This is a genomic window from Acetobacter nitrogenifigens DSM 23921 = NBRC 105050 (assembly GCF_000429165.1).
Lineage (GTDB): Bacteria > Pseudomonadota > Alphaproteobacteria > Acetobacterales > Acetobacteraceae > Acetobacter > Acetobacter nitrogenifigens.
This window is the reverse complement of record NZ_AUBI01000005.1, coordinates 257897-281120: the sequence shown is the minus strand read 5'-3', so window position 1 is coordinate 281120 and position 23224 is coordinate 257897. Positions and strand designations below refer to the sequence as shown.

Sequence of the window (23224 nt, the reverse complement as noted above, 5' to 3'; positions counted from 1 at the left end):
TGAATAAGCATTGTCTGTATATGAATGAATATAGATAATGCTTTCGATTGCTAAACAAGGCTGGCAAGTGGTGAGTCTGTTGCTACCATTTCCGCCATGACATAAATCATATGTCGTTTTCGTGGTTTTTACCCTTTTGATATGCATTTAATGCATCGCTTCAGGGCGCTCGCGATTGCGTGTACGGCGGCGGTTGTCGTCGATCACGGTCGCGAGACTCTGGTTTTCGGGTAGTGGGGGCGCAGTGATCAAACGCATACTCGCGGCCGTTGTCGGACTGGCAGTTGTCGGCGGCCTCGGCTTTCTTTGGTACGCGTGGTACCCGGCTTTGCCGAAAGTCGCGTTGCCGAAATCAGGGCAGTTTTCAGCCGCCCAGATAGAACGTGGCCGCATCGTGGCGGCGCAAGGTTATTGCGCGGAATGCCATACGCGGCAGGATCTCGGCGGCGGTCCGACTCTTGCTGGCGATTACGCCATGCAGTCGCCCTTCGGCACGATCTATTCTCCGAACATCACGCCTGACCCAGAAACGGGCATCGGCGGCTGGTCCGAAGAGGCGCTTGCTCGTGCGATGAAGCTAGGCGTGTCGCGCTCCGGCGCGCATCTGCTGCCTGCTTTCGTGTACGATCACTTCACGAAGATGACCGACAGCGACATCTCGGACCTGTATGCGTGGCTGATGACGCAGCCTGCGGTCCACATGACGCATCGCGAGAACACGTTCCCGCTCTCGATCACGCCGCGCATCGTGCTCGCTGGCTGGAAGATGCTGTTCTTCCGCCCCGGCGATTTCAAGCCGGACCCGAATCATGACGCACAGTGGAATCGCGGGGCTTATCTCGCCGAGGGCGCGAGCCATTGCGGCTCCTGCCATACGCCGCGCAACCTGCTGGGCGCCGAGAAATCCGGCTCCCGTTACGACGGCGCCGTCGTGGACGGCTGGATCGCTCCGCCGCTTAACGAGCATAATCCGACGCCGGTCGTCTGGACCGAGGATGAACTGTTCGCGTATCTGCGTTACGGCGTAGCGCCGCTGCACGGTCCTGCGGGCGGCCCGATGTCGCCGGTGCCGCACCAGTTCCTGTCGCAGATTCCTGAGTCCGACGTTCGCGCCATAGCGCACTACTTCGCCGACATCGACCACGCGGCGCAGCGCGTCTCGGGCGACAAGGCTGCTCTTGAACTCGCCATGCAGCAGTCCAAGCGCGATCTGCTTGGCCCGACGACGGATGCCGACGCCACGCTGTATCAGGGCGCCTGCGCGGCCTGCCATTACAACGCCGCGCCGTCTCCGGTGCTCGGTCGGCCTGAGTTGGCGTTGAACAGCGCCCTTTGGCTCGACGAGCCGAACGACCTGTTCATGGTGATGTTGCGTGGTCTCACCGCGCCAGAGGGGCAGAGCGGCGTCGCGATGCCGAGCTTCTATAACGCTCTCAGCGACCACGACATGGCCCGCATCGCGGCCTATCTGCGCCGCACACGGACGACGCGGCCGCCGTGGACGGATCTTGAGAAGAAGGCTGCGGAAGCGCGCAAGCTTGTCGAGATTCCTCCTGTGAACTCCTCCCATTGAGCCGCGGTCACGGAGCCGGATGATGATCAAGTTCAAACTCAATGGCAGTGACGTTTCGGTCGATGGGCCGGAAGACACGCCGCTCCTGTGGGCGATCCGTGACGATCTCGGGTTGACCGGGACGAAGTTCGGCTGCGGCGTCGGCCAGTGCGGCGCCTGCACCGTGCATGTCGGCGGGCGGGCTACGCGATCCTGCATCACCCCGATCTCGGCGATTGCAGGTGCTGAAATCACGACGATCGAAGGCCTCGACCCGGCAGGAGCGCATCCTGTGCAGGAGGCGTGGCGCGACCTTCAGGTGCCGCAATGCGGCTACTGCCAGTCGGGCCAGATCATGCAGGCGGCCAGCCTGCTCAAGGATTACCCGTCGCCCACCGACGAGGATATCGACGCGGTCATGGGCGGCAGCCTGTGCCGCTGCATGACCTACATCCGCATCCGCAAGGCCATCAAACAGGCCGCCGTCGCGATGCGATCCGCCAAGACCGGGGAGACGTCCAATGGGTAGGCTCGAGCGCATCGCCGCCGAACAGGATCGGGCGCTGGCCAGCGCGACGGGACTTTCCCGTCGCGGCTTTCTCTCTGCGGGCGTCGGCGGGGCGCTTCTGTTCGGTTTCGCCCGACAGGCGCGCGCGACGCAGGTTTTCCCTGCTGGCGCGCCACTGCCGCCGGAGCAGTTCGAGCCGACAATCTGGTGCTCGGTGGGTTCGGATGGCGAGGTCAACGTCAACATCATCCGCGCCGAGATGGGCCAGCATGTCGGAACGGCGCTGGCGCGCATCATCGCCGATGAAATGGAAGCCGACTGGGACAAGGTGAAGATCACCCACGTCGACACCGATCCGAAATGGGGAATGATGGTCACGGGCGGATCCTGGTCCGTCTGGCAGACCTGGGATGTTTTCCGGCAGGCTGGCGCCGCCGCGCGGACCGTTCTGGTCGAAGAGGCCGCCAAAATTCTCGGCGTGACGCCGGACAAATGCGTTGCGCGCAACGGTGTGGTGACGGCGGGCGACCGCTCCCTCGGTTATGGCGACATCGTGGGGCAGGCGCGCCCGACGCGCAGCTTCACGCCTGACGAACTGACGAAGCTTCCGCTCAAGCCTGCGTCCGAACGTCGCATGGTCGGCAAGGACGTCAAGGCGCTCGACATTCCGGCCAAGATCGACGGCACGGCGATGTATGGCATCGACGCGAAAATCGACGGGATGGTCTATGGCCGCCCGAAAATGCCGCCCACCCGATATGGTTCGAAGGTTGTCTCGGTCGATGACGCCGAGGCGAAGAAGGTGCCGGGCTACCTGCGTTACATTGTGCTTGAGGATCCGTCGGACACGGTTCCCGGCTGGGTCGTCGTGCTTGCGTCGTCTTACCCGGCGGCCATCCGCGCGACGGACAGGCTCAAGGTGGAGTGGACGCCGGGCAAGACCGCGCATGTCAGTGAAAAGGACATTCAGGATCACGCACGCTCGCTGATCGCCGACAAGGGCGTTGGCGTGATGGTCGTGAACGATCATGGCGTGGACGACGCGTTCTCGAAGGCGTCGACAGTGTTCGAGCGCACCTACACCTGCGCTTCGGTGATGCATTACCAGCTCGAACCGATGAACGCGCTTGCGCGTCTGAATGACGGCGTCTGGGAAATCCACTGTGGCAACCAGTGGCAGAGCCTGTTTCTGCCGGTCATCGAAAAGGCGCTGGGCGTCGCCTCGGGCAAGGTCAGGATGATGACCTATATGCTCGGCGGAGGTTTCGGGCGTCGCCTGAACGGCGATTACGCGGTTCCGGCGGCTTTGGCGTCGAAGGCTTTGGGCGGCAAGCCGGTCAAGCTGATCCTGACGCGTTCCGACGACATGATGTTCGATTCCATCCGTTCTCCGTCGGTGCAGACCCTGCGCGTCGCGATGACCGGCAAGGACACGTTCCACGGTATGCAGCATCACGCGGCGGCAGGATGGCCGACGCAGGTCATGGCCGCTGCGGCGATGTCCAAGGGCGTCGACGGCAAGCCGTATGACCAGTTCGCGATCGCGGGCGCCGATCACTGGTACAACTGTGGTCCCCTTCGTGTGCGGGCGATCAGCAATGACCTGGCCAACGATACGTTCCGTCCGGGCTGGCTGCGTTCGGTCAGCGCCGGCTGGACGAGCTGGGCGCTGGAAGCGTTCTGGGACGAGGTGGCGCATGAAACCGGCAAGGATCCGGTGGCGCTGCGCCTGTCGATGCTCAACGGCGAGGGACCTGACGGGCGCAACAAGGGGGAGGCGCCGGATTCTAATGGCGGGGCTCTCCGTCAGGCCGCCGTCCTCAAGCGCCTTGCCGAAAAGGCAGCTTGGGGTCAGCCCCTGCCGAAAGACACCGGTCTCGGGATCGCGACGACGTTCGGACAGGAGCGGGGCATGCCGACCTGGACCGCAGGCGCGGCGCGGGTTCATGTGGACCGGGCGACAGGTCTTGTGACGTGCGAAAAGCTCTGGCTGGTACTGGATGCAGGCACCATCGTCGATCCGGGCGGCGCTTTGGCGCAGACCGAGGGCGGCGCGCTCTGGGGCCTGAGCATGGCCCTGTGCGAAGGCAGCGAGATCGTCGACGGGACCTGCAAGGATCGTAACCTCGACACCTATACGCCGCTGCGCATCGCAAGCGTGCCGGAGATGGACATTGAGTTCATTGAAAGCACGGAAAAGCCGATGGGTCTGGGCGAGCCGGGCGTGACGGTCGTTGGCGCTGCTGTTGCCAATGCGATCTTCAACGCGGTTGGCGTTCGCCTGCGTCACCAGCCGATCCGTCCGGAGGATGTGCTCGCAGCGCTCAAGAACAAGAGCGCCGCGTAAGCTGAAGGCGCTGGGCGGCGGCGTTACGCTCCGTCCAGCGCCAACGCAGCGAAACTGGCGAGCCAGTGCTCGCCCATATAATCGTCCGCCAGATGCGGCAGCGCCGCGTCGATATGACGTGCGGCGGCTTCATTCATGATTTCCCTGCGCGGGTCATCGTCGGAAAGAGCGCCCGCCAACGCCCGCCAGCACCAGGCGCGGCTGAGGTTCAATCCGTCCAGATGCGCGATCTTGCCGTCCGAACGGTCGCTGACCGTGGCCGGGAGGAACAGCGTCGCGGGCATGCCTGCCCGGAGTTCTGGAAGGAACGCGTCGAACCAGCCTGAAAACATCGCCGGTGGTGCGACGCTGTGCATGCACTCGGCTTCGATCAGCGCCGATGACAGGAAGTCGTCGCCGCTCGGCTCGCCCCAGGCGGGGCAGGCTCGATCTTCGCCATACCAACGCAGCGCCGTATCGGAGAGTAGCGCGGCGAAGGTCCTGTCCGGCATTGTGGCGGCGTAGTCGGCTGCGAGCCGCAGACCAAACGCTGTGTTGAAATGCGTGCCGACGCGCACGGGATAGGTCGCGCGCGGAAGAAAATCGGTGAAGCGTGCGACGATGACGTCGGCCAGAGGCGCGACTGCGTCTCGCCACGGGTTCTCCCGCAGCGCGCCCAATTCCGCGGCGAGCTTCAGCAGCCATCCCCAGCCATAGGGACGTTCATACCCCCGGGCCGCCGGTTCAGAGAAATAGGCGCATTCACCGGCGACTTTTTCTGGCGTCAACTGCTCGTCGAACAGAGTTTTGATATCGTGGGCTACGTCGGCAGTCGGAAAGCGTCGCAATACTCTCGTGAGCAGCCAGTAGCTGTGGACGCAGGAATGCCAGTCGAAGCTGCCGTAAAACACAGGGTGCAGGGCGGATGGCGTCCGGGCGTCGGCGTCGGCGCTCAGCACATGTCCGGGCTTGTTGGGGTATTCGCGCCGCACATGGCCAAGGGCGATGCGCGCGAAGCGGCTCGCCAGCTGTTTGGTGAATGGCGATGTGGACATGATCATCGGTCTCCGACGGGCAACGACGTCGCTGCCGGGAGCTGACAACGATCGTGACTGGGGATGACATCCGACACCGTTTTCAGCGGCTTCGCCAGATCGAAGCGAGAAGTGGACGAAGATTACGCTAACAGCCTCCTGCAGGGCGCGCTTCGACCGTTTACGGAATCCGGTTTTGTTAGCCGCCAGTAGACCCGGATCAGAAGGGATGCGCCTCCTGGCGGCGATCAGGGTTGAGGTTGGAACAGGGGCTTTGCTTAAAAAACGTAAGACAGATTCATGGCGCTTGCGTAAGGCGGCTCTCGCCGGAAGAAAGCGGCGGCGTCTTTCTGGGTGCGTGAACATCGTTACGCCGGTTGAAATCGTCGACGTGGACGCCAATATGACGACACCGTAACGCCGGGCCGAGTGATGGCCGGCGAGGGCGACGTCAGACCCGGCCATATGGCGGGCTCGAGGCGTCGTTTGTCGATAATATGGGAACCTGACCGCGCCGCCGACGGGCGGCGGAGGAATGGTTCCAGAGCGTTGAAAAGGACAGCGTCGGCAATGACCGAGCAGACCAGCAGCACCCAGTCCTCCGCGCCGCAGGGCGGAACCGAACAGCACGAATTCAGCGCAGAAGTCGGGCGTCTGCTCGATCTTGTCGTTCACTCTCTCTATTCCGAGCGTGAAATCTTCCTTCGCGAACTGGTTGCGAACTCCGCCGACGCCACGGACCGTCGCCGTTTCGAGGCGCTGACCGATGGTGCGCGCGCGCTGCCGGAAGACGCGAAGATCCGCATCAACCCGGACAAGGAAGCGCGTCTTCTGACCATCAGCGACGACGGCTCGGGCATGAGCCGGGAAGAACTGGTCAGCAATCTGGGCACCATCGCGCGCTCCGGCACGCGCGCCTTTGGGCAGCAGCTTGAGAGCGCAAAGCCGGAAGACAAGCCGAACCTGATCGGACAGTTCGGCGTCGGCTTCTACGCCGCGTTCATGGTGGCGGATTGTGTCGAGGTCGTCTCTCGTCGCGCAGGTTCTGATGAAGCATGGCGCTGGGCGTCGGAAGGCAAGGGCGCGTACACGCTTGAGCCTGCGACGCGCGAGAAGGCCGGCACAGACATCACGCTGCACATCAAGGAAGACGCTGACGAGTTCCTTGATACGTGGCGTCTGCAGGCGATCATCCGCAAATGGGCCGACCATATCTCCTGGCCGATCACCATCCTGAAGGAAGACGGCGAGAGCCCGGCCAACGAGGGGACGGCTCTGTGGCGCAAGCCGAAGAGCGAGGTCACGGAAGAGCAGCTCAACGACTTCTACCGTCACGTCACGCATAATTTCGACACGCCGTGGGCCACGCTGCACTGGCGCGCGGAAGGCACGATCGAGTTCACCTCGCTGCTTTTCATTCCCGGATCGCGTCCGTTCGAGTTCAGCGAGCAGTCGCGCGAAAGCCGCATTCGTCTGCATGTGCGCAGGATGTTCATCACCGACGATGCGAACCTCGTACCGTCCTGGCTGCGCTTCGTGCAGGGCGTGGTGGACACGGAAGACCTGCCGCTCAACGTTTCGCGTGAAATGTTGCAGGCGACACCGGTTCTGGCCCGCATTCGCAAGGCTGTTACGGGCCGCGTGCTGACCGATCTGAAGAATCGCGCGAAGGACGCGGAAACCTTCCTGCCGTTCTGGGAGAATTTCGGCGCCATCGTGAAGGAGGGCGTCTGGGAAGACGCCGAGCACCGCACCGAACTGGCGGGTCTCGCCCGCTTCCGTTCGAGCGCGCTCCCGACGGATGGGGAAGATGCGGCGAAAGGCTGGACGACGCTTGGCGATTACGTCGCGCGTATGAAGCCGGAGCAGGAAGCGATCTATTTCCTGACCGGCGACAACGAGGACGCGCTGGCGAAGTCGCCGCAACTCGAAGGTTTCCGCGCGCGTGGGATCGAAGTGCTGCTGCTGTCCGATCCGGTCGACGCGTTCTGGCCGGAGCGCCTGTCCAGCTTCGAGGGCAAGACGCTGCGCAGCGTGACGCAGGGCCACGCCGACCTTGAAAAGTTCGCGATCGAGGGTGAAGCCGATGCTGGCGACGCCGCCGATCTCGACATCCTGATCCCTGCGCTCAAGGAAGCTCTGGGCGAGTCGGTGTCGGAGGTTCGTGGCACGGATCGTCTGGTGTCCAGCGCCGTGGTGCTGGCGGCGCCGGAGCATGGACCGGATCTGCAGTTGCAGAAGCTGATGCGCCGCAGCGGGCAGAAGATTCCGGACACCGCGCCGATCCTTGAGGTGAATGCGCGTAATCCGCTGATCCGCACGCTGGCCCGTCGCGCCGCCGAGAAAGAGCCTATCGCGGAACTCGCGCAGGTCGCGCTCGATATCGCCCGCATTCAGGACGGCGAGGCGCCGAAAGACCCGGCTGCCTTCGCGCAACGCCTGACGGCGCTTCTGGCGGCGCAGGCTTAAAGCTGAAGGCGCGTCGCGGTGGGATAATCCGTCGCGACGCGGTTTATCCGAAAGTCTTACGTCACCCATCGGTTTCTCTCGATGGTGGCCTGTTTCATCGGCGCTTTCTGCGGGAAGCGCCGTTTCTTCGTCATGGGCAGGAGCGCGTAAACCGCGTAAAAAGCGGACATGACGTTCATGTCCTTTCTTGCGACCGGTGAGGCCGCCGCATCCGCTTTGACCACGCGCAAGGAACGCCACGCCGTCGGGCGACGGCTGCGCGAGAACGCGAAACGCAGCAGTCAGGCCGAGTGGAATCCCGCGCTGCGCCGGGCCGACCCCATAGCGCTTCTTATCGCGCAGGGAGAGCGTCGGATCGCAAGCCTCCTGCCGATCCGTTACGAGCGGATGGCGGCGTCGCCTCTCGCTTTTCTGCGCGGCGCTGCGGCGGTCATGGCGGCCGATCTTTCCGTGACGACTGCGGCGGGATTGCGCGTACAGAGTTGTGGCGACTCTCACCTCGCCAACTTTGGCAGCTTCGCGTCATCTGACGGGATACCTGTTTTCGACATCAACGATTTTGATGAAACGAGCGTCGCCCCCTTCGAGTGGGACATCAAACGGCTGGGGACGTCGCTGGTGCTGGCCGGGCGGGAAAACGATCTCGGTGACGGGGCTTGCCGCGCTTTGGCTGTGAGCGCCGCCGAGGCCTACCAGCACGAGTTGCAACGACTGAATCGTATGACGCCGTTGCAGGCGTGGAGCGAGAAGGTCGATCTGCTTGCGACCATCGACGCCATCGAAAAAAAATCAGTGCGGGAGCGCGTGCGCGGCATCCTGGAAGCGCGGCTGGAAAGCGCCAGCGGCAATTTTGGTCTCGTGACGACGGAGAGCAAGGGGCCGAGCCTGCGGGAAAAGCCTCCGCTTATCGTGCGACTGCCTGACCATGACGATGCAATTCGTGCTGCGTTCGGCCGTTATCTTGCTGCGCAACCTGCAGAGCGCGCGGTGCTGCTTGCGCGTTATCGCCTGAAAGACGTGATCTTCAAGGTCGTGGGCGTTGGCAGCGTCGGCACGTTCTGCGCGATTGGCCTGTTCGCAAACGCGGATGGCGAGACATTGCTTTTGCAGATCAAGGAGGCGCAGGATTCCGTCCTTGCTCCCTATGCGGGCAGGTCCGGTTACGCCAACGCCGGAGAACGCGTCGTGACGGGGCAGCGCGTGATGCAGGTCACGCCGGATCGTTTCCTCGGCTGGACCCATACGAATGAGGCGGGAAAAAGCGACGCCGCTGGACGGGAGTTTTACGTCCGTCGCGTCAAGGATGCGCGTCTGGCGCAGATAGGAACGGTGATGCAGCAGGACGAACTGCCATTCTACGCCGCATTGTGCGGCCGCACGCTGGCGCGCGCGCATGTCCGTTCGGCGGATGTTGCGATGCTTACGGGTTATATTGGCAAAGGCGGCGTGTTCGCTGACGCCATAGCAGGTTTTTCCGTCGCCTATGCCGGTCAGAGCGAAGCGGACTGGCGTGCCTTCAAGGACGCTTTGAAGGGCGGGCGGTTGGTCGCCGGATGATTCGAAGGCTTCGACTGTGACCAACGCGAAGATATCTGTCCGCCTTAAACATCTCTCGCGGGCGGCGAGGGTTTTGTTTCTTTCCTGCCTTTTGCCGCTCGTTTGCGCACCCGACGCCTTGTCGTCCGCTGCAGACTCTCCGTCCGGTCTGAAAATCGTGGCTCTTGGCGTTCGCGGCGGGATTGTCGATGGCGATCTCACCGCTTTTCTGATTCATCCGTCTGGCGATCTCCGATCCCTCATGTGTGACGCAGGCACGTTGGGCAACGGTCTGCTGGTCGCGGCGAAGCGCGGCAATCTGGGCGGGCGGACGCCGGATCAGACGCTGGGATCCGATATCAAGGCGTTCCTCATCACGCACGCTCATCTCGATCATGTAGCGGGCATGCTTGTGGCGGCGACAGATTATCCGGGCAACGCGGTGTATGCGCTTCCGTCAACAAATGAAGTTCTCGGCGAAGATTATCTGAACTGGGCGGCGTGGCCGAATTTTTCCGACAGGGGAAAAGCGCCGCGGCTTGGCAGTCTGCATCTGCGCGACATGACGCCTGGCGTCGCTACCCCGGTGGCAGGCACTGCGATGACAGCGACGGCGTGGCCGCTAGAGCATGGGGGCGTGGAGTCCACGGCGTTCCTGGTGCAGGCGGGAAATTCCGCCGTTGCCTGTCTGGGCGATCACGGTCCTGATGGCGCGTCTGGCGAGGGAAGAGGACATCAGTTATGGCGGGCTCTGGCGCCTCTCGTGCGGTCGGGGCAGCTTCGCACGATCATCACCGAGGCGTCTTACGCCGACCCCCGAACCGAATCGCAACTGTTTGGCCACATGACGCCCAAATATCTAATTGCGTCGTTGCGGGACCTTGCGGAGGAGGTCGGCCGACCGAATGCTTTGCTGGGCGTGACGGTGATTGTGTCGCACGTCAAATACCCAGTAGGTGGAGAAGCGGCATATCGGAAACTGATCCTTCGGCAGTTGCGCGAAGGAAATGATTTGGGCGTGAAATTCGTAGTGCCTGAGCAAGGGGACAAGTGGGACGTGCCGTAGGGGACGCTATGGCGCGTCACTTGCGCACTCAGGCGGTCAGTGAGGCCATTGCCGACGGCGACCGATCGTGAGCCTGTTAGGAGTGAGTGTCGACACAAAGGCTCACGCGCGAAACTGGTTTTCCTTTAACCGGTTCCCAAACCCTCCCTCTTGACCTCCAGTTCCAGCCACTGCTCCTCGGCGTCCGTCAGATCGCGTTCGGCGGCTTCGAGAGCTGCAGTGTGACGCATGAACGCTGCATGATCTCTGGCGTACAGACCCGGATCTGCGAGCTTTTCGCGCAACTTGACGATATTGGACTCAAGATCTGCGATCTTGCCGGGAAGCTTCTCAAGAGCGTGCTGGTCTTTATAGCTGAGTTTTTTTGTCGCGCCGCCCTTTACGGGCGTTGCGACAGGCGTCGCGACGGGGGACGATACAACCGGCGTATCGACCGAGCGCTCGGCTAGCGCCTCGCCGCCGCGTTGCGCCAGCATGTCGCTGTAGCCGCCCGCGTATTCCGTCCAGACGCCGCCGCCCGTCGCCGCGAGGATGGAGGTCGCGACGCGATCGAGAAAGTCACGGTCATGGCTGACCAGCAGAACGGTGCCTGCGTAAGACGCAAGCATTTCCTGCAGCAGGTCGAGAGTTTCCAGATCGAGGTCGTTGGTCGGCTCGTCCAGCACGAGCAGATTGGACGGCTGCGCCAGCGCGCAGGCGAGCATCAGTCGTCCGCGTTCGCCGCCCGACAGTTGCCCGACCGGCGTTCGCGCCTGCTCAGGGCGGAACAGGAAGTCTTTCATGTAGCCGATGACGTGACGCTTTTCTTCGCCGACCTGCACCATATCGCCGCCGCCGCCCGTCAGTGTGTCGGCGAGTGTGCGCGTGGCGTCGAGCGCCTGCCGTTGCTGATCGAGCGTCACCATTGCGACGGAGGGGCCGATGAACACCGTGCCGCTGTCAGGCTGGTCCACGCCGGTCAGCAGGCGCAGCAGTGTCGTCTTGCCCGCGCCGTTGGCTCCGACCACGCCGAGGCGGTCTCCGCGCAATACGCGCAAATCAAGATCGCTGACGATCCGGCGATCGCTCCATGATTTGTTCGCGCCTTCCGCGACGGCGACCAGTTTACCGGACGAGCCGGCCGACTGCGCGGCGAGGGTGACGGAACCCTGCACGCGCACGGCCTCCCGCTTCGCGGTGCGAAGCGCGGCGAGTTCAGCCACGCGGCGGACGTTGCGCTTGCGTCGGGCTGTCACGCCGTAGCGCATCCAGTCTTCTTCACGGGCGATCTGGCGGTCGAGCTTGTGCGCGTCCCGTTCCTCCTGCTCCAGAACTTCCTCGCGCCACGCTTCAAAACGGGCGAAGCCCTGATCAAGCCTGCGCGTGGCGCCGCGATCCAGCCACACGACGTTGCGCGACAGGGTCTCCAGAAGGCGGCGATCATGGCTGATGATGACCATGGCGGTCCTGAGCGACAGCAGTTCCTTTTCCAGCCACTCGATGGTCGGCATGTCGAGATGGTTGGTCGGCTCGTCCAGCAGCAGCACGTCAGGCTCGGCGGCGAGTACCCGCGCGAGCGCACAACGGCGAGCCTCTCCGCCTGAGAGCGTCGCGGGGTTTTCCTGCCCGCTCATGCCGAGTTCCGACAGCATGGCGGTCGCGCGCCATTCGGATGAGGGGTCCGTCAGCCCGGCGACGACATAGTCATACGCGGTGGCGAAGCCGGTGAGGTCGGGTTCCTGAGGCAGGTAGCGCAAATTGCACCCCGGCTGAAGGAAACGCGTGCCGGAATCGGCCATGATCTCTCCTGCCGCAATGCGCAGCAGGGTCGACTTGCCGGAACCGTTTCGGCCGACGAGGCAGAGCCGTTCGCCGGCGGAGACTGAGAAGCCGACGGAATCGAGCAGCGGTTTGCCGCCGAGCGTCAGCGTGATGTCCTGAAGAAGGAGAAGGGGAGGGGTGGCCATGGCGCGGATGCTGTGTCGGCGCGGCCTAGGATGCAAGTCGCGGCGTGAAGAATGGCGTGAAAGTCCTCCTGATTCGGTCTGGTCGGAATTTCAGGGCGTTGGTACGCCGCCGGTCGTGGCCTGATAAGTAGCGATGGCGAGGGCTAGCGGTTCGAACGGCTTGGTAATCACGAAAGACGGCTCGACCGTATTGCCGGTCAACAGACACTCTGGATACGCGGTGACGAAAATGACTGGCACGTCCATGCTCTGCATGATTTCCGCGACGGCGGCCATTCCGTCTCCACCTTCGCCAAGGTTGATATCCGCCAGGATCAAGCCGGGCTTCGTGCTTTTGGCCAATGTCACGGCCTCCGCCTGCGTATGGGCGACGCCCGCGATCGTGTGCCCGCACCGCGCCACGATGTCTTCGATGTCCATGGCGATGATCGGCTCGTCCTCGACGATGAGAATCGACGTCTGCGCCGACGATCGCAGCGCTTCATGCGCGCTGGCGATTTCGATCGCCGCTGCCTCCGGTTGCAGATCAAGCACGTCTGCTGCGAGTTCGACGGGAACGTCCTCCAGTGTGGTCAGAAGCAGGAGTTGCCGTTGCAGCAGGCTGAGAGAGTGAGGGACGTCGCCGTCGGCGAGGCTTGCCGCTTTCTCGGAAATGGCGCGATAAAGACTGAGGCGTGCGGGAAGCCTGTCGGTTGGACGGATGGCGAGGGCGCGCAGGCTCTCTGCGACCAGCAGGTCTCCCCGGGATTGGCTTCCGGTCAGGGCCCGAGCGTATCGACGCGCATAAGGTAGGGCGCGGATCAGTTCGCTTCTTTGCGAATCGGGCATAGAGGACAATCCTTCGCGGCGGAAACCGAAATGACAAGCATCGTTACGATGGCATGGCGAAGCCCCTCACGAAAAGGGGCGGAACTCTGAACGAGCGCAACCACCGCCGGGATGGGGCGTTCGCGCAACAATCGGACGGACAGACGGCATCTGCCGGAGAGGTCGCGGTGCGCGGCGGAATCGTGGCGTTGCTGCCCGACCTGCGGGCGTTTGCGCGGTTTCTTTGCAGAGACCGCGTGCGGGCCGATGATCTTGTTCAGGAAACTGTGGTTCGTTCCATCGCCGCGCGGGATCAGTTCGATCCCGCCACCAGCCTCCGCGCATGGACCTTCACGATATTGCGCAACCTGTTTTACGAGCAGTCGCGACGCCGCAAGCGCGAGAGAGAAGTTCTTGACGAATATGGCGCGGACCACGTCGGCGGCGCCGCTGCTTCCGCCGATTTTTCGCAAATATGGGACCTTGATCGGATGCTCTGGTCCCTGCCTCCGTTGATGCGGGAGGCGCTGACGCTCGTGGGCGCACACGGCATGTCTTACGAAGAGGCTGCCGTCGTATGCGGCGTTGCGGTCGGGACGATCAAGGCCCGGGTTTCACGCGCACGTAGCGCTCTTGATCAGCAGATGAAGAACGATCAGCCATCCGCCAAAGGCTGAGGCCAGCGTCGGGCGCGATGCGGCCCTTCGCCGGCGTGGCGGCGATGTCCTCGCTTTTTCGTGATCGTCCGGCGCAATTCGTATGCAACCATTTTTCGTCCCCGTTCATTGGTGGGTCAAAAGAAGGGGAAAAGCGACATGGCTGATACGTTTCATACCCAGGTAATCGCAATCCTGCCGAAACTCCGCGTGCAGGCGCTGGCGCTGACGCGTAACCGAGCCGCTGCGGAAGATCTGGTGCAGGACGCGGTCTGCAATGCCCTCAGCGCTCGTGAGAGCTTCGTGCCCGGAACGAATTTTGGGGCATGGATGCACCGGATTCTGAGAAATCGTTTCATTTCGGATCTGCGCAAGCAACGCAACGTGACGGACATTGAGGACGTGCCTGCCTCGCTCCTCAGCACCAAGTCCGATCATGAGGACCGGCTCGCGGTGAAAGATCTGGCGTTTGCGCTGGCGCGTCTGCCGGAGGATCAACGTGAGGCTCTGGTGCTGGTGGTTCTTCAGGGGATGAGCTATCAGGAGCTTGCCGAACTTACGGGCTGCGCGGTTGGCACGGCGAAAAGCCGGGTTTTCCGCGCCCGGCGTCAGCTGGAGGCCTGGATGGTTGGTGATCTTCCGGCGGATGACAAGCTGCGTCAGCGCGCTGTGGCGCTGCGTGACGAGGCCAACCGCCGTACCTCCCTCGCCAGGGCAGGCGTATCGAATGGTTCCGGCGCGGCTCTTGGTTGAGCCACGCTAGCAATCGTTGTGGGCTGCGCATCCGGGGGCGAGTGAGGTTGTGACGATCAATTCGCCGCCGGCGTCGAACCCGGACTGTTATGAACAAATCCCGTGGTGGTTGTGGATGTCGGCCAAGGACGCAAAGTCCGGTTCCGCAAGGAAGGAAAGAAGAAAGCGGGAAGATGCGTTCGAAATCTGGCTGAAGCGCGGCCTTCATCAGCTTTTCGACGACGTGGCGCAGGAGCCGATTCCCGAGGAGCTGCTCAGATTGATTGAAGAGGACCGGGATACCTGATTCCGATCCTCTGCAGCGCCGAGCGCGCGTCTGTTTCCGCTTCATAACGTTTTGTGGCGAGGGGTGGATTTTTGCGACGAAAAACGTAAACTTCGTCGTGCGGGTCTTAAAAAAGAAAGACGAGACTACAACCATGATGCGGGAAGCGTAGCGTTGTGTCGGGCCGGAGGTCCGTAGCGCTGCCGGGCTGCCCACAGTCCGTCGACGCAGTTTCAGAGACTTCGCTGTCAGTCGTTTTGCTCGCGTTAACGAGGAAGTCTCCGACCCCATGTGATCTTGAATTGTATCGACGACGTCGCGGGGGGACGGTTTCTCGAGTTCCCCGGACTTTTCCTCAGGATAAGGGGCGGCCTGGCCTGCCGCCATGCTTCGTGTTTCCGATGGAAAAATTCTTCAGATGCTGCGCGATTTAAGTAATCGCCTTCTTCAGTTCCGGCGGATTTTCGACTCTGTCGGCGCACGGATGGGTGGAGTTATTCTGGGGTCCGTTGCGCCTGTTTCGGTGCTCGGCGGCGTTCTGGTATGGCAGGATTACGTCCATCTGTCCGAAGCCAGCTTGCGGCGTGGCGAGAGCGTGAGGCTGACAGCCGACAGGCGCCTCCGGCACGATATCGATCGAACGACGGCCATGCTGGAAACAACTGGCGAGTTGGACGCCGATGGGGACCACACGATGCGGTTCCTTTCGCTGGCTCAGTCCGCCAGCGGGATGAAGTATTGTTTCCTCGCCGAACTTGATCAGGCCGGAGGGGTGGTCAATCAGGTCACGTCCACCGCGACGTCCGGGGGTGGATGCGATGGGGTCGGCGGACGCCCGACGGGCGACAAAACGTTCGCAGAAGTAGTGACATCCGGAGAGCGCGCTTATGCGCGCGTCGTGGCGCCAATAGCCGCGGAGGGCGGGGGCGCTCCACGCTTTTCGACCGGAGCGCGCTTTCTTGTCGCCGTGGAGCCGTTGGCTCAGGCGGTGAGCCTGGCGGGCCCCCTTGATTCGGCCGGCGGCGACGTGCTCGCGGACGCAACGGCGTGGTACGTAGCTCCCGGCGGGGAGCTTTCGCCACTATGCGCTCAGTGCGCCTGGTCCAGGCCTCCGAAAAGAGTCGTGGCGTCGCTCATGCGTGAGGCGCGGGAAACGAAATCCGAGACAGCGTCTCTGATCACCGCGTATTCGTCCTACACGTATGGGCCGGTTGCGGGAGTTGGCGCGATACTTGTGGCGACGACGCGCCTTCCAAGCGAGACTCACTCGCTCTGGATGCTTGGTTTGTGGATACTCACAATCTTCGGCCTGCTTGTCACGGGGCTGATCGGCGTGATGGTTGCGGCGCACCGGCTGGTTGTCTCCCCGTTGAGACAACTGACGCAGGAAGTGAAAATGTGGGACCAGGGCGGCGGGTTCGAGCCGGTTAACGCGCGCTCCACGCCGGTGGAATTTCGGACGCTCTCCAAGGTATTTCGTCGGGCGACCGGGCGTCTGGCGCGGCGGGAGGCGGAACTGGAGCGCTCGATCGCCCGCCAGAACCTGCTGATCCGCGAAATTCATCACCGGGTCAAAAACAACCTTCAGATCGTGGCGTCTCTGCTGAACCTGCAGGGCGCCCGCATTCGCGCTGCCGACATGAAGGAGGAGTTCATGCTGGCCCGCGACCGCGTGCGCACGCTCGCGACGCTGCACCGCCATCTCTACGTGGAAGGCGAGGTCGAGAGTCTCAACATGGGACGTTTCCTCGCCGAACTGGGCCCTCAACTGATGGAGGCGGAGGGAGAAGAAACGCGCGCTCTCATAACGTTGCAGGTCGAGGCGAGCGACATTGTTTTCCCGTCCAGCCTCGCTACGCCCATGGCTCTGATCGTCTCGGAAACGGTGTCCAATTCGCTAAAATACGCGTTCCCGAATCTGAGCCCAGGAACGATTCTTATCTCTCTCACGCAAACCGGCGAGGAAGTTACACTTGTCGTCGCCGATGACGGGATTGGTTTGTCCGCGTCGCAGGGCATCAACGACCGCGAAGGAATTGGTCTGCAGTTGATCCGCGGGTTCGCCCGGCAGATGGGCGCCGTTTTGCAAATCGATGAAGGGGCAGGAACCCGTTACACGGTGAGGACGACATTGGGGGGCCGTGGAGCGGAGACTGGATAGGAGGGTGGTTTTTCCAGCGAGGTCTCGCCCGGCGCCGCCTATGCGCCTGCCGTGTAGCGACTTCTCCTTGCGGGGCTGTTTCAGGATGTGTCTCTCGGCTATAGGGAGGCATGACACAAACCAAGGAAGCCACCCGCACATGGGTGCGCGCCCAGGCGCGGCGCGGCTTGCGCGCGGCGCGGCCTTCGATCGCTCTCGGCGTGTTTTCCGGGCTGGCGGGCGCGGCGCAAATGTGGTGCGCAGCCTGGCTGCTCGGGCAGGCGTTGACTGCTGCAGAGACGTCTGAGGCTCCGGCCATGTCAGCGTCGTCCGACGTCTGGCGTGCGCTGATCGCCTTCGCCGCCCTTGGCGCGCTCAGGATCGCGGTCGGCATTGGCGGCGAGACGCTTGCGGCGCGCGCCAGCGCCCGGGCCAGAACGCGCCTGCGCGGAGAGGTGCTGGGCGCCATCACCGAAGGTGGTCCGGCATTGCTGAGGCAGACGCATAGCGGGGCTCTTGCTGCGCTGGTGGTTGATCGGATCGAAGCGTTAGACGGGTATTTCGCGCGCTGGGCTCCCGCGTCCGTGCTGTGGATGGCTGTTCCGTGTTGTCTTCTGGCGCTCGTCGCGCTGGCGCAGCCTCGCGCGGCGGTTGTGCTGGCCATTTGCGGCGCCGCCGTGCCCGTTCTGCAGGCGGTCTTCGGCATTGGCGCGGCCGTCGCGTCGCGCAACCAGTTTCTGGCCATGACACGGCTTCAGGCGCGCTTTCTTGATCGCATACGGGGGATCGCCACCATCGTTCTGGCAGGTCGCGCCGAGGACGAGGCCGCGCGTCTGGCCGAGGCGGCTGACGATCTGCGGCGGCGGACGATGAAGATCCTGCGCGTCGCGTTCCTGTCCTCGGCCTCCATCGATATCGCGATGATCGTGGCGTTGATCGTCATCGCGGTCATGGACGGACATGCGGCGCTTGCCGCCGTGGATGGCGGCGCCTCTGCGGATTTCTCTTCTTTTGTCGCGCGCAGCCTGTTCGCGCTGCTGGTCGTTCCGGAGTTTTTCGCTCCGTTCAGGGGATTGGCTCTCGCCTATCAGGATCGTGCGCATATCCAGGGCGCGGCGACCGACATCCTGGCCCTGCCGCCGCCGCCGCCGCTATCCGAGGCGCTGCCGATCCGCACGGTCGAGGCGCATGGCGTGACCATAGCGTTCGAGGACGTTTCGTTTTCGTGGGACGCGTCGCGTGGCCAGGCTCTTGATCATGTGTCTTTCGTCGTCCCGGCCGGAGAGACGGTGGTGCTGGCTGGTCCGTCCGGCTCCGGCAAATCGACGATCATGGAATTGCTGCTCGGGTTCGCGCGGCCGGACAGCGGGCGCATCACCTTCAACGGCGCGGACCTTGCGACCGTAGTGCCCGATGCGCTGGCGAAGATGACCTCCTGGATAGGGCAGAAGCCGGTGCTTTTCGCGGGCACGATTCGCGACAACATCCTCTTTTCTCGTCCTGACGCGACTGATGAGGATCTGGCGTCGGCGACCCGGGCTTCGGCCGTTGACCGTTTTCTCGCCGAGTTGCCCCAAGGATTGGAGACGCGCATTGGCGAGGGCGGGTTCGGGCTGTCGGGCGGGCAGGCTCAGCGGATTGCGATCGCAAGGGCTTACCTGAAGAACGCGCCGATATTGTTGCTTGACGAGCCGACGGCCCATCTCGACCCGATGACCGAGGCCGATGTGTTCGAGAGCCTCAGGCGTCTGGCGCTAAAGCGCACGGTGCTGCTGGCCAGCCATTCCACTGCGGTTCACATGTTCAACGGGCGACGGGTCGACCTCTCTCATGGTCGCGTCAAGATAAGGCAGGGCGTGGCATGAGCAGCTCGGCAAGGCGCGCGGAGCGTTCGACAGACGACCAGTGGGCGGCGGTCCCTCTGACGGCGGAGACTGCGCCGATCGACGATGTCGCGGCGATGAAGCGTATTCTGGCCGTATGGCGTCCGCACGCGCCGCGCCTGTTTGTCGGGCTCCTGCTTTCCGTGCTGGCGGTTCTGGCCGGGCTCGCAATGATGAGCAGCGCCGGGCTTCGGCTTGCGGGGGCTGTGCTCGGGGCCGTCGTCGTCACGACCGCCGCCCTGCGGCTCGTCGGCGGCGGTCGTGTGCTGCTGCGGTATAGCGAGCGGCTTTACGCGCACGACGCCATGTTCCGCGCGCTGGCGACGCTGCGTGTCTGGTTCTTCCGCTCTCTTGCAAGCGGCGCGGGGGCGGGCCTCGGGTTTCGCCGGGCGGGGGATCTGCTGTCGCGTCTGGTTTCTGACGTGGAAGCGTTGGACGGCTTGTATCTGCGGCTGCTGCTTCCTCTCGCAGGCGCCTGCATCTCCCTCCCCGTGCTGCTGATCGCTCTTGCGCGGGCGAACGGGTTGCTTGCCGCATTGGTTGGCGCACTGTTCGTTATCGCGGCGTTTCTGGCGCCTGCGTTGGCCGCCCGATTGAGCAGGGAGTCCGGTGACGGGCTGCTGCGTGCTTTGGCTGCGCTGCGGATTGACGCGCTCGATCTGATCGGCGGCATGCGGGAAATTCGAGCCTTTGGCGCTGGCGGCAGGATGCTGGAGCGTGTGCAGGAGGCGAATGACACGCTGGTCGGTCGCCAGACGCGGCTGGCTGCACGCATGGCCCTCGTCGGCGGCGTTTCGCAGCTTTGCACGCAACTGGCCGTATTGTTTCTGCTTGCCGCTGTCGTGGGCGCCGGTTTTGTGCGGATACCGGCGGTCGAGGGCGTGGGGTTACTGTTTCTGACACTGACGGCATTCGAAGGTGTGGCGGGTCTGACCCGTGCGGGCATGCTGGCGGGCGCCATGGGCGCGGCCGCGTCGCGCGTGGTGTCGGCGGCGGGCGTTTCAACGGTCGAAGCGTCGTCCGCCACATCAGGCGAGACGTCTTCCCCGACAAGGCTTCCGACGCGTTTCGACATCAGGTTCGAGGCGATCGATTTTCGTTGGGCTTCGAATCGCGCCCCTGTGTTCGAAGAGTTTTCGCTCGATATCGCTGAAGGGAGCCGGGTCGCTTTGCTTGGGGCGTCCGGCGCTGGCAAATCCACCTTGTCGGCGCTGCTTCTCAAGGCCGTGCGGCCACAGGGCGGACGCGTGCTGCTTGGTGGCGTCGATATCGCGACGATCCCCGATGAATGGTTGCGTCGCCGGGTCGCGTGGCTGTCGCAGGCGACGCATCTGTTCGACGACACCATTCGCAGCAACCTGCTGCTGTCTAACCCCGACGCGCCCGAAGCGGCGCTCTGGCGCGCGCTGGACGACGCCGCTATCGGCGATTTCGTGCGCGCTCTTCCGGAGGGGCTGGACACCTGGCTCGGCGAGGGCGGGGTCAAGGTTTCCGGCGGGCAGGGGCGTCGCATCGCGCTGGCGCGAACGCTGCTTGCCGACGCGCCAATTCTCGTGCTGGACGAGCCGACAACCGGGTTGGATGCGACTGTCGAGCAGGAGTTTTTGACGACGCTCAACACCGTTGCCGCACATCGGACAGTGCTTCTGATCGCCCATCGTCTCACAGGGGTGGAGGAGCTGGATCGGGTGTGGAGAATTTCGGGCGGAGAGGCGACAGCGGCCACCGCCTGAGCGCCTGGACAGTTCTGCGCAGTTGACGGAGCCCGACCGATGGGGGCACGAAATATTTTTCAGGTTCGTGTCCCGGAACATCCTGATCGGGACGACGATTCGCGTTTTTTCGGAGTTCGCCTGATGCGCCGCCTGTTTCCTGCCTTAGCTCTTTGCCTGCTCGCCGGTTGCACCACGGGACCCGGGCGAAAATATGTCGTGTTTTTCAGCGAAAGCTCGACGACACTCGATGACGCGTCGAAGAACGTGATTTCGGAAGCGGCGGCGATGGCTGCAAAGTATCCGCAGGCGGACGTGCGCGTCGAGGGTTACGCCCGAGCCAACGGCGACCTTTCCGCCGACTCTGCGCTGGCGATCGACCGCGCCAAGCTCGTCGCGCAGCAACTTTCCGACGATGGCGTCGCAGCGAGTCGCATCTCTCAGCACCCGCGCGCGCCCTCTAATGCGGATGGCACGGTCGGCGCTCGTCGCGTGGAGATCGAGTTCGTTTCACACTGAAGGCAGGGATGTTGGGAACGAAGCCGTCAACGTACGCTCAGAAGCCGCTGATGTTGCTGCTCGGACATTCGACGTGTCCGGGTTGAAGGAAGCGCCGCCGGTCGGGGGCGTACCGGACGCGGATATTCCATATGAGGATATCTCCTACGACGACATCTACGATCCGGACTTTCGTGATGAGGAGGGCGGGAGCGATGCGCCATCCGTAGGGGGGCGAGATCGTTTCGTCGGCGCTGAGCCGCTTGACGTCTTGAAGACCGTGTTCGGCTTTCCGGCCTTTCGCGGTCTGCAAGGCGACGCTGTTGCGCGGATGATGGCTGGCGCGGACACGCTGGTCCTGATGCCGACCGGCGGAGGCAAGAGCGTCTGCTACCAGATCCCCGCCCTGTGTCGTCGGGGCATGGGGCTTGTCGTATCGCCGCTGATTGCTTTGATGGACGATCAGGTCGCCGCCCTTCGACAGCTTGGCGTCAACGCTGCGGCGCTGCATTCGGAGCTGAGCGAGGACGAGGCGTTCCAGATTCGCGCCGATCTCGCGGACGGTCGTCTGGACATCCTATACGTATCTCCCGAACGATTGCTTTCGCCCGGGACGCTCGACCGGCTGACACGGCAGTCCATTTCGGTCATCGCGATCGACGAAGCTCATTGCATTTCCGCCTGGGGCCATGAGTTTCGTCCAGAGTATCGCGCCCTCGAAAGTCTGCCGCGTAATTTTCCCGGCGTGCCGCGCATCGCGCTGACCGCCACAGCTGACCCCCGCACCCGCGACGACATTCTCTCGGCGCTGGCGATGCCGCATGCTGAGGTCCTCTCGGCCAGTTTTCACCGACCGAATTTGATAATCTCCGCACGCCCCAAGGGCGGCGAGACGAAGCAGCTCATCGCCGCTCTGGACAGGCGGCGCGGCGACGCGAGCATCGTCTACTGCGGCTCCCGCGCTAGAACGGAACGCACGGCTGCGACGTTGCGGGACAAGGGTTTCCCTGCCTGCGCTTACCATGCGGGGCTCTCTCCGCAGGAAAAGCGTGCGGCGTTGCATCGTTTTCGCTCTGGCGAACCGATCGTGATGGTTGCGACCATCGCTTTCGGCATGGGGATTGACCGTCCCGACGTGCGGGCGGTCGTTCATCTCGACATGCCGTCCTCGGCGGAGGCTTATTACCAGCAGATCGGTCGCGCGGGTCGAGACGGCCTGCCGTCTGACACGCTGCTGCTTTATGGCGGGGAGGACATGACCCGCGCGCGCTACTGGCTGGACCAGTCGACGGCTCCGGAGAGCGAGAAGCGGGTAATGAAGGGGCGGCTGGAGGCGATGATCGCCCTGACCGAGACCACTTCTTGCCGCACGCGGGCGCTGCTGGCGTGTTTCGGGGAGGTCTTGCCCGAGCCGTGCGGCCATTGCGACAATTGCCGCTCTCCCGCGCCGACGTTTGACGGGACCGAGGCTGCGCGCAAGCTGCTGTCCGCCGTCTATCGCACGGGGCAGCGGTTCGGCGCCCTTCACGTTATCTCCGTATTGCGCGGCAAAGCGTCGGATTCCGCCAGCCGCAATGGCCATGACAAGCTGTCGGTCTGGGGCATCGGCAGGGACAGCAGCGAGACGTTCTGGCGTGGCGTTGTGCGGCAGCTCATTGCACGCGGGGCCTTGCGGATGGGCGACGAACATGGCGGCCTGGCGTTGAACGACGAGGTCGCACGCCCGATCCTGCGTGGCGACGAGCCGGTGATGCTGCGCGAGGACGCGATCGAGGCGGAGAGTGGGCGTAAAGGGGAGCGTCGCAATGATTCCCCTGCGGACGACCTGCCGGAAGACGCGCGTCGTATTTTTGACGCGTTGAAACTCTGGCGCCGGGCGGAGGCTCGGGAGCAGGAGATTCCTCCCTACGTGATCTTCCACGACGCGACGTTGCGCGACATCGCATTGGAGCAGCCCGGCTCTCTTGCCGAGCTGGGGCGCGTGAAAGGCGTCGGCGGCTCCAAGCTCGATCGCTATGGAGAGGCCGTGCTGCGCACGCTGTTGGATGTGGGACGCGCGGCGTGAGCGGCGTT

The 23224-nt window shown here is 63.5% G+C and carries 17 protein-coding genes; 14 read left to right on the top strand and 3 right to left on the bottom strand.

Annotated features, from left to right (window positions below; genetic code table 11):
• Positions 1-244: 244 nt before the first annotated feature.
• The 3 genes from G442_RS0109740 to G442_RS0109730 are packed head-to-tail and all read left to right on the top strand — an operon-like array spanning position 245 to position 4407.
• Positions 245-1573: a c-type cytochrome gene (locus tag G442_RS0109740; protein WP_026397854.1), complete on the top strand. Its 1329-nt coding sequence runs from the start codon at positions 245-247 to the stop codon at positions 1571-1573.
• Between the two features lie 22 nt (positions 1574-1595).
• Positions 1596-2081 carry a (2Fe-2S)-binding protein gene (locus tag G442_RS0109735; protein WP_026397853.1) on the top strand — a complete coding sequence of 162 codons (486 nt, stop codon included), beginning with the start codon at positions 1596-1598 and terminating at the stop codon, positions 2079-2081.
• Complete coding sequence (locus G442_RS0109730) at positions 2074-4407, top strand: xanthine dehydrogenase family protein molybdopterin-binding subunit (RefSeq protein WP_026397852.1); 2334 nt, start codon at positions 2074-2076, stop codon at positions 4405-4407. Before G442_RS0109735 ends, G442_RS0109730 begins: the two co-directional genes overlap by 8 nt.
• A 23-nt stretch (positions 4408-4430) precedes the next feature.
• On the opposite strand, the gene G442_RS0109725 is transcribed toward G442_RS0109730, so the two are convergent.
• Positions 4431-5441: a DUF2891 domain-containing protein gene (locus tag G442_RS0109725; RefSeq protein ID WP_026397851.1), complete on the bottom strand. Its 1011-nt coding sequence runs from the start codon at positions 5439-5441 to the stop codon at positions 4431-4433.
• Between the two features lie 549 nt (positions 5442-5990).
• On the opposite strand from G442_RS0109725, the gene htpG reads away from it, so the two are divergent.
• The 3 genes from htpG (at position 5991) to G442_RS0109700 (ending at position 10491) form a co-directional block, all read left to right on the top strand.
• Complete coding sequence (htpG, locus tag G442_RS0109715) at positions 5991-7889, top strand: molecular chaperone HtpG (protein ID WP_026397849.1); 1899 nt, start codon at positions 5991-5993, stop codon at positions 7887-7889.
• Between the two features lie 177 nt (positions 7890-8066).
• Positions 8067-9446, top strand: a complete 1380-nt coding sequence (locus G442_RS0109705) for a DUF2252 domain-containing protein (RefSeq protein ID WP_026397848.1) — start codon at positions 8067-8069, stop codon at positions 9444-9446.
• A 118-nt stretch (positions 9447-9564) separates the two neighbouring features.
• Positions 9565-10491 (top strand): MBL fold metallo-hydrolase, encoded by a 927-nt coding sequence (locus tag G442_RS0109700; protein ID WP_146882224.1) that lies wholly within the window; start codon positions 9565-9567, stop codon positions 10489-10491.
• A gap of 125 nt (positions 10492-10616) precedes the next feature.
• Here G442_RS0109700 and G442_RS0109695 read toward each other — a convergent pair whose 3' ends face one another.
• Together G442_RS0109695 and G442_RS0109690 are read right to left on the bottom strand one after the other, a co-directional pair.
• Positions 10617-12437 carry an ABC-F family ATP-binding cassette domain-containing protein gene (locus tag G442_RS0109695; protein WP_026397846.1) on the bottom strand — a complete coding sequence of 607 codons (1821 nt, stop codon included), beginning with the start codon at positions 12435-12437 and terminating at the stop codon, positions 10617-10619.
• A 90-nt stretch (positions 12438-12527) separates the two neighbouring features.
• Positions 12528-13265, bottom strand: a complete 738-nt coding sequence (locus G442_RS0109690; protein ID WP_026397845.1) for a PhyR family response regulator anti-anti-sigma factor — start codon at positions 13263-13265, stop codon at positions 12528-12530.
• A gap of 53 nt (positions 13266-13318) precedes the next feature.
• On the opposite strand from G442_RS0109690, the gene G442_RS0109685 reads away from it, so the two are divergent.
• From G442_RS0109685 to recQ, 8 genes are all read left to right on the top strand, one after another.
• The gene (locus tag G442_RS0109685; RefSeq protein ID WP_084440475.1) at positions 13319-13921 is read left to right on the top strand and encodes a sigma-70 family RNA polymerase sigma factor; all 603 of its coding nucleotides are present in this window, start codon (positions 13319-13321) and stop codon (positions 13919-13921) included.
• 138 nt (positions 13922-14059) lie between these two features.
• Positions 14060-14653: a sigma-70 family RNA polymerase sigma factor gene (locus tag G442_RS0109680; protein WP_026397843.1), complete on the top strand. Its 594-nt coding sequence runs from the start codon at positions 14060-14062 to the stop codon at positions 14651-14653.
• 115 nt (positions 14654-14768) lie between these two features.
• Positions 14769-14939 carry a NepR family anti-sigma factor gene (locus G442_RS25760; protein ID WP_246789399.1) on the top strand — a complete coding sequence of 57 codons (171 nt, stop codon included), beginning with the start codon at positions 14769-14771 and terminating at the stop codon, positions 14937-14939.
• A 364-nt stretch (positions 14940-15303) separates the two neighbouring features.
• Positions 15304-17079 carry a sensor histidine kinase gene (locus tag G442_RS21660; RefSeq protein ID WP_051292154.1) on the top strand — a complete coding sequence of 592 codons (1776 nt, stop codon included), beginning with the start codon at positions 15304-15306 and terminating at the stop codon, positions 17077-17079.
• A gap of 110 nt (positions 17080-17189) precedes the next feature.
• A complete protein-coding gene (cydD, locus tag G442_RS0109665) occupies positions 17190-18923 on the top strand; it encodes a thiol reductant ABC exporter subunit CydD (protein ID WP_026397842.1) in 1734 nt (577 codons plus the stop codon).
• A gap of 95 nt (positions 18924-19018) precedes the next feature.
• Positions 19019-20674: a thiol reductant ABC exporter subunit CydC gene (gene cydC / locus G442_RS0109660; RefSeq protein ID WP_051292169.1), complete on the top strand. Its 1656-nt coding sequence runs from the start codon at positions 19019-19021 to the stop codon at positions 20672-20674.
• A 123-nt stretch (positions 20675-20797) separates the two neighbouring features.
• The gene (locus tag G442_RS0109655; protein ID WP_026397840.1) at positions 20798-21172 is read left to right on the top strand and encodes an OmpA family protein; all 375 of its coding nucleotides are present in this window, start codon (positions 20798-20800) and stop codon (positions 21170-21172) included.
• Between the two features lie 250 nt (positions 21173-21422).
• Positions 21423-23216 (top strand): DNA helicase RecQ, encoded by a 1794-nt coding sequence (gene recQ, locus G442_RS21655; protein WP_035376450.1) that lies wholly within the window; start codon positions 21423-21425, stop codon positions 23214-23216.
• Positions 23217-23224: the final 8 nt, after the last annotated feature.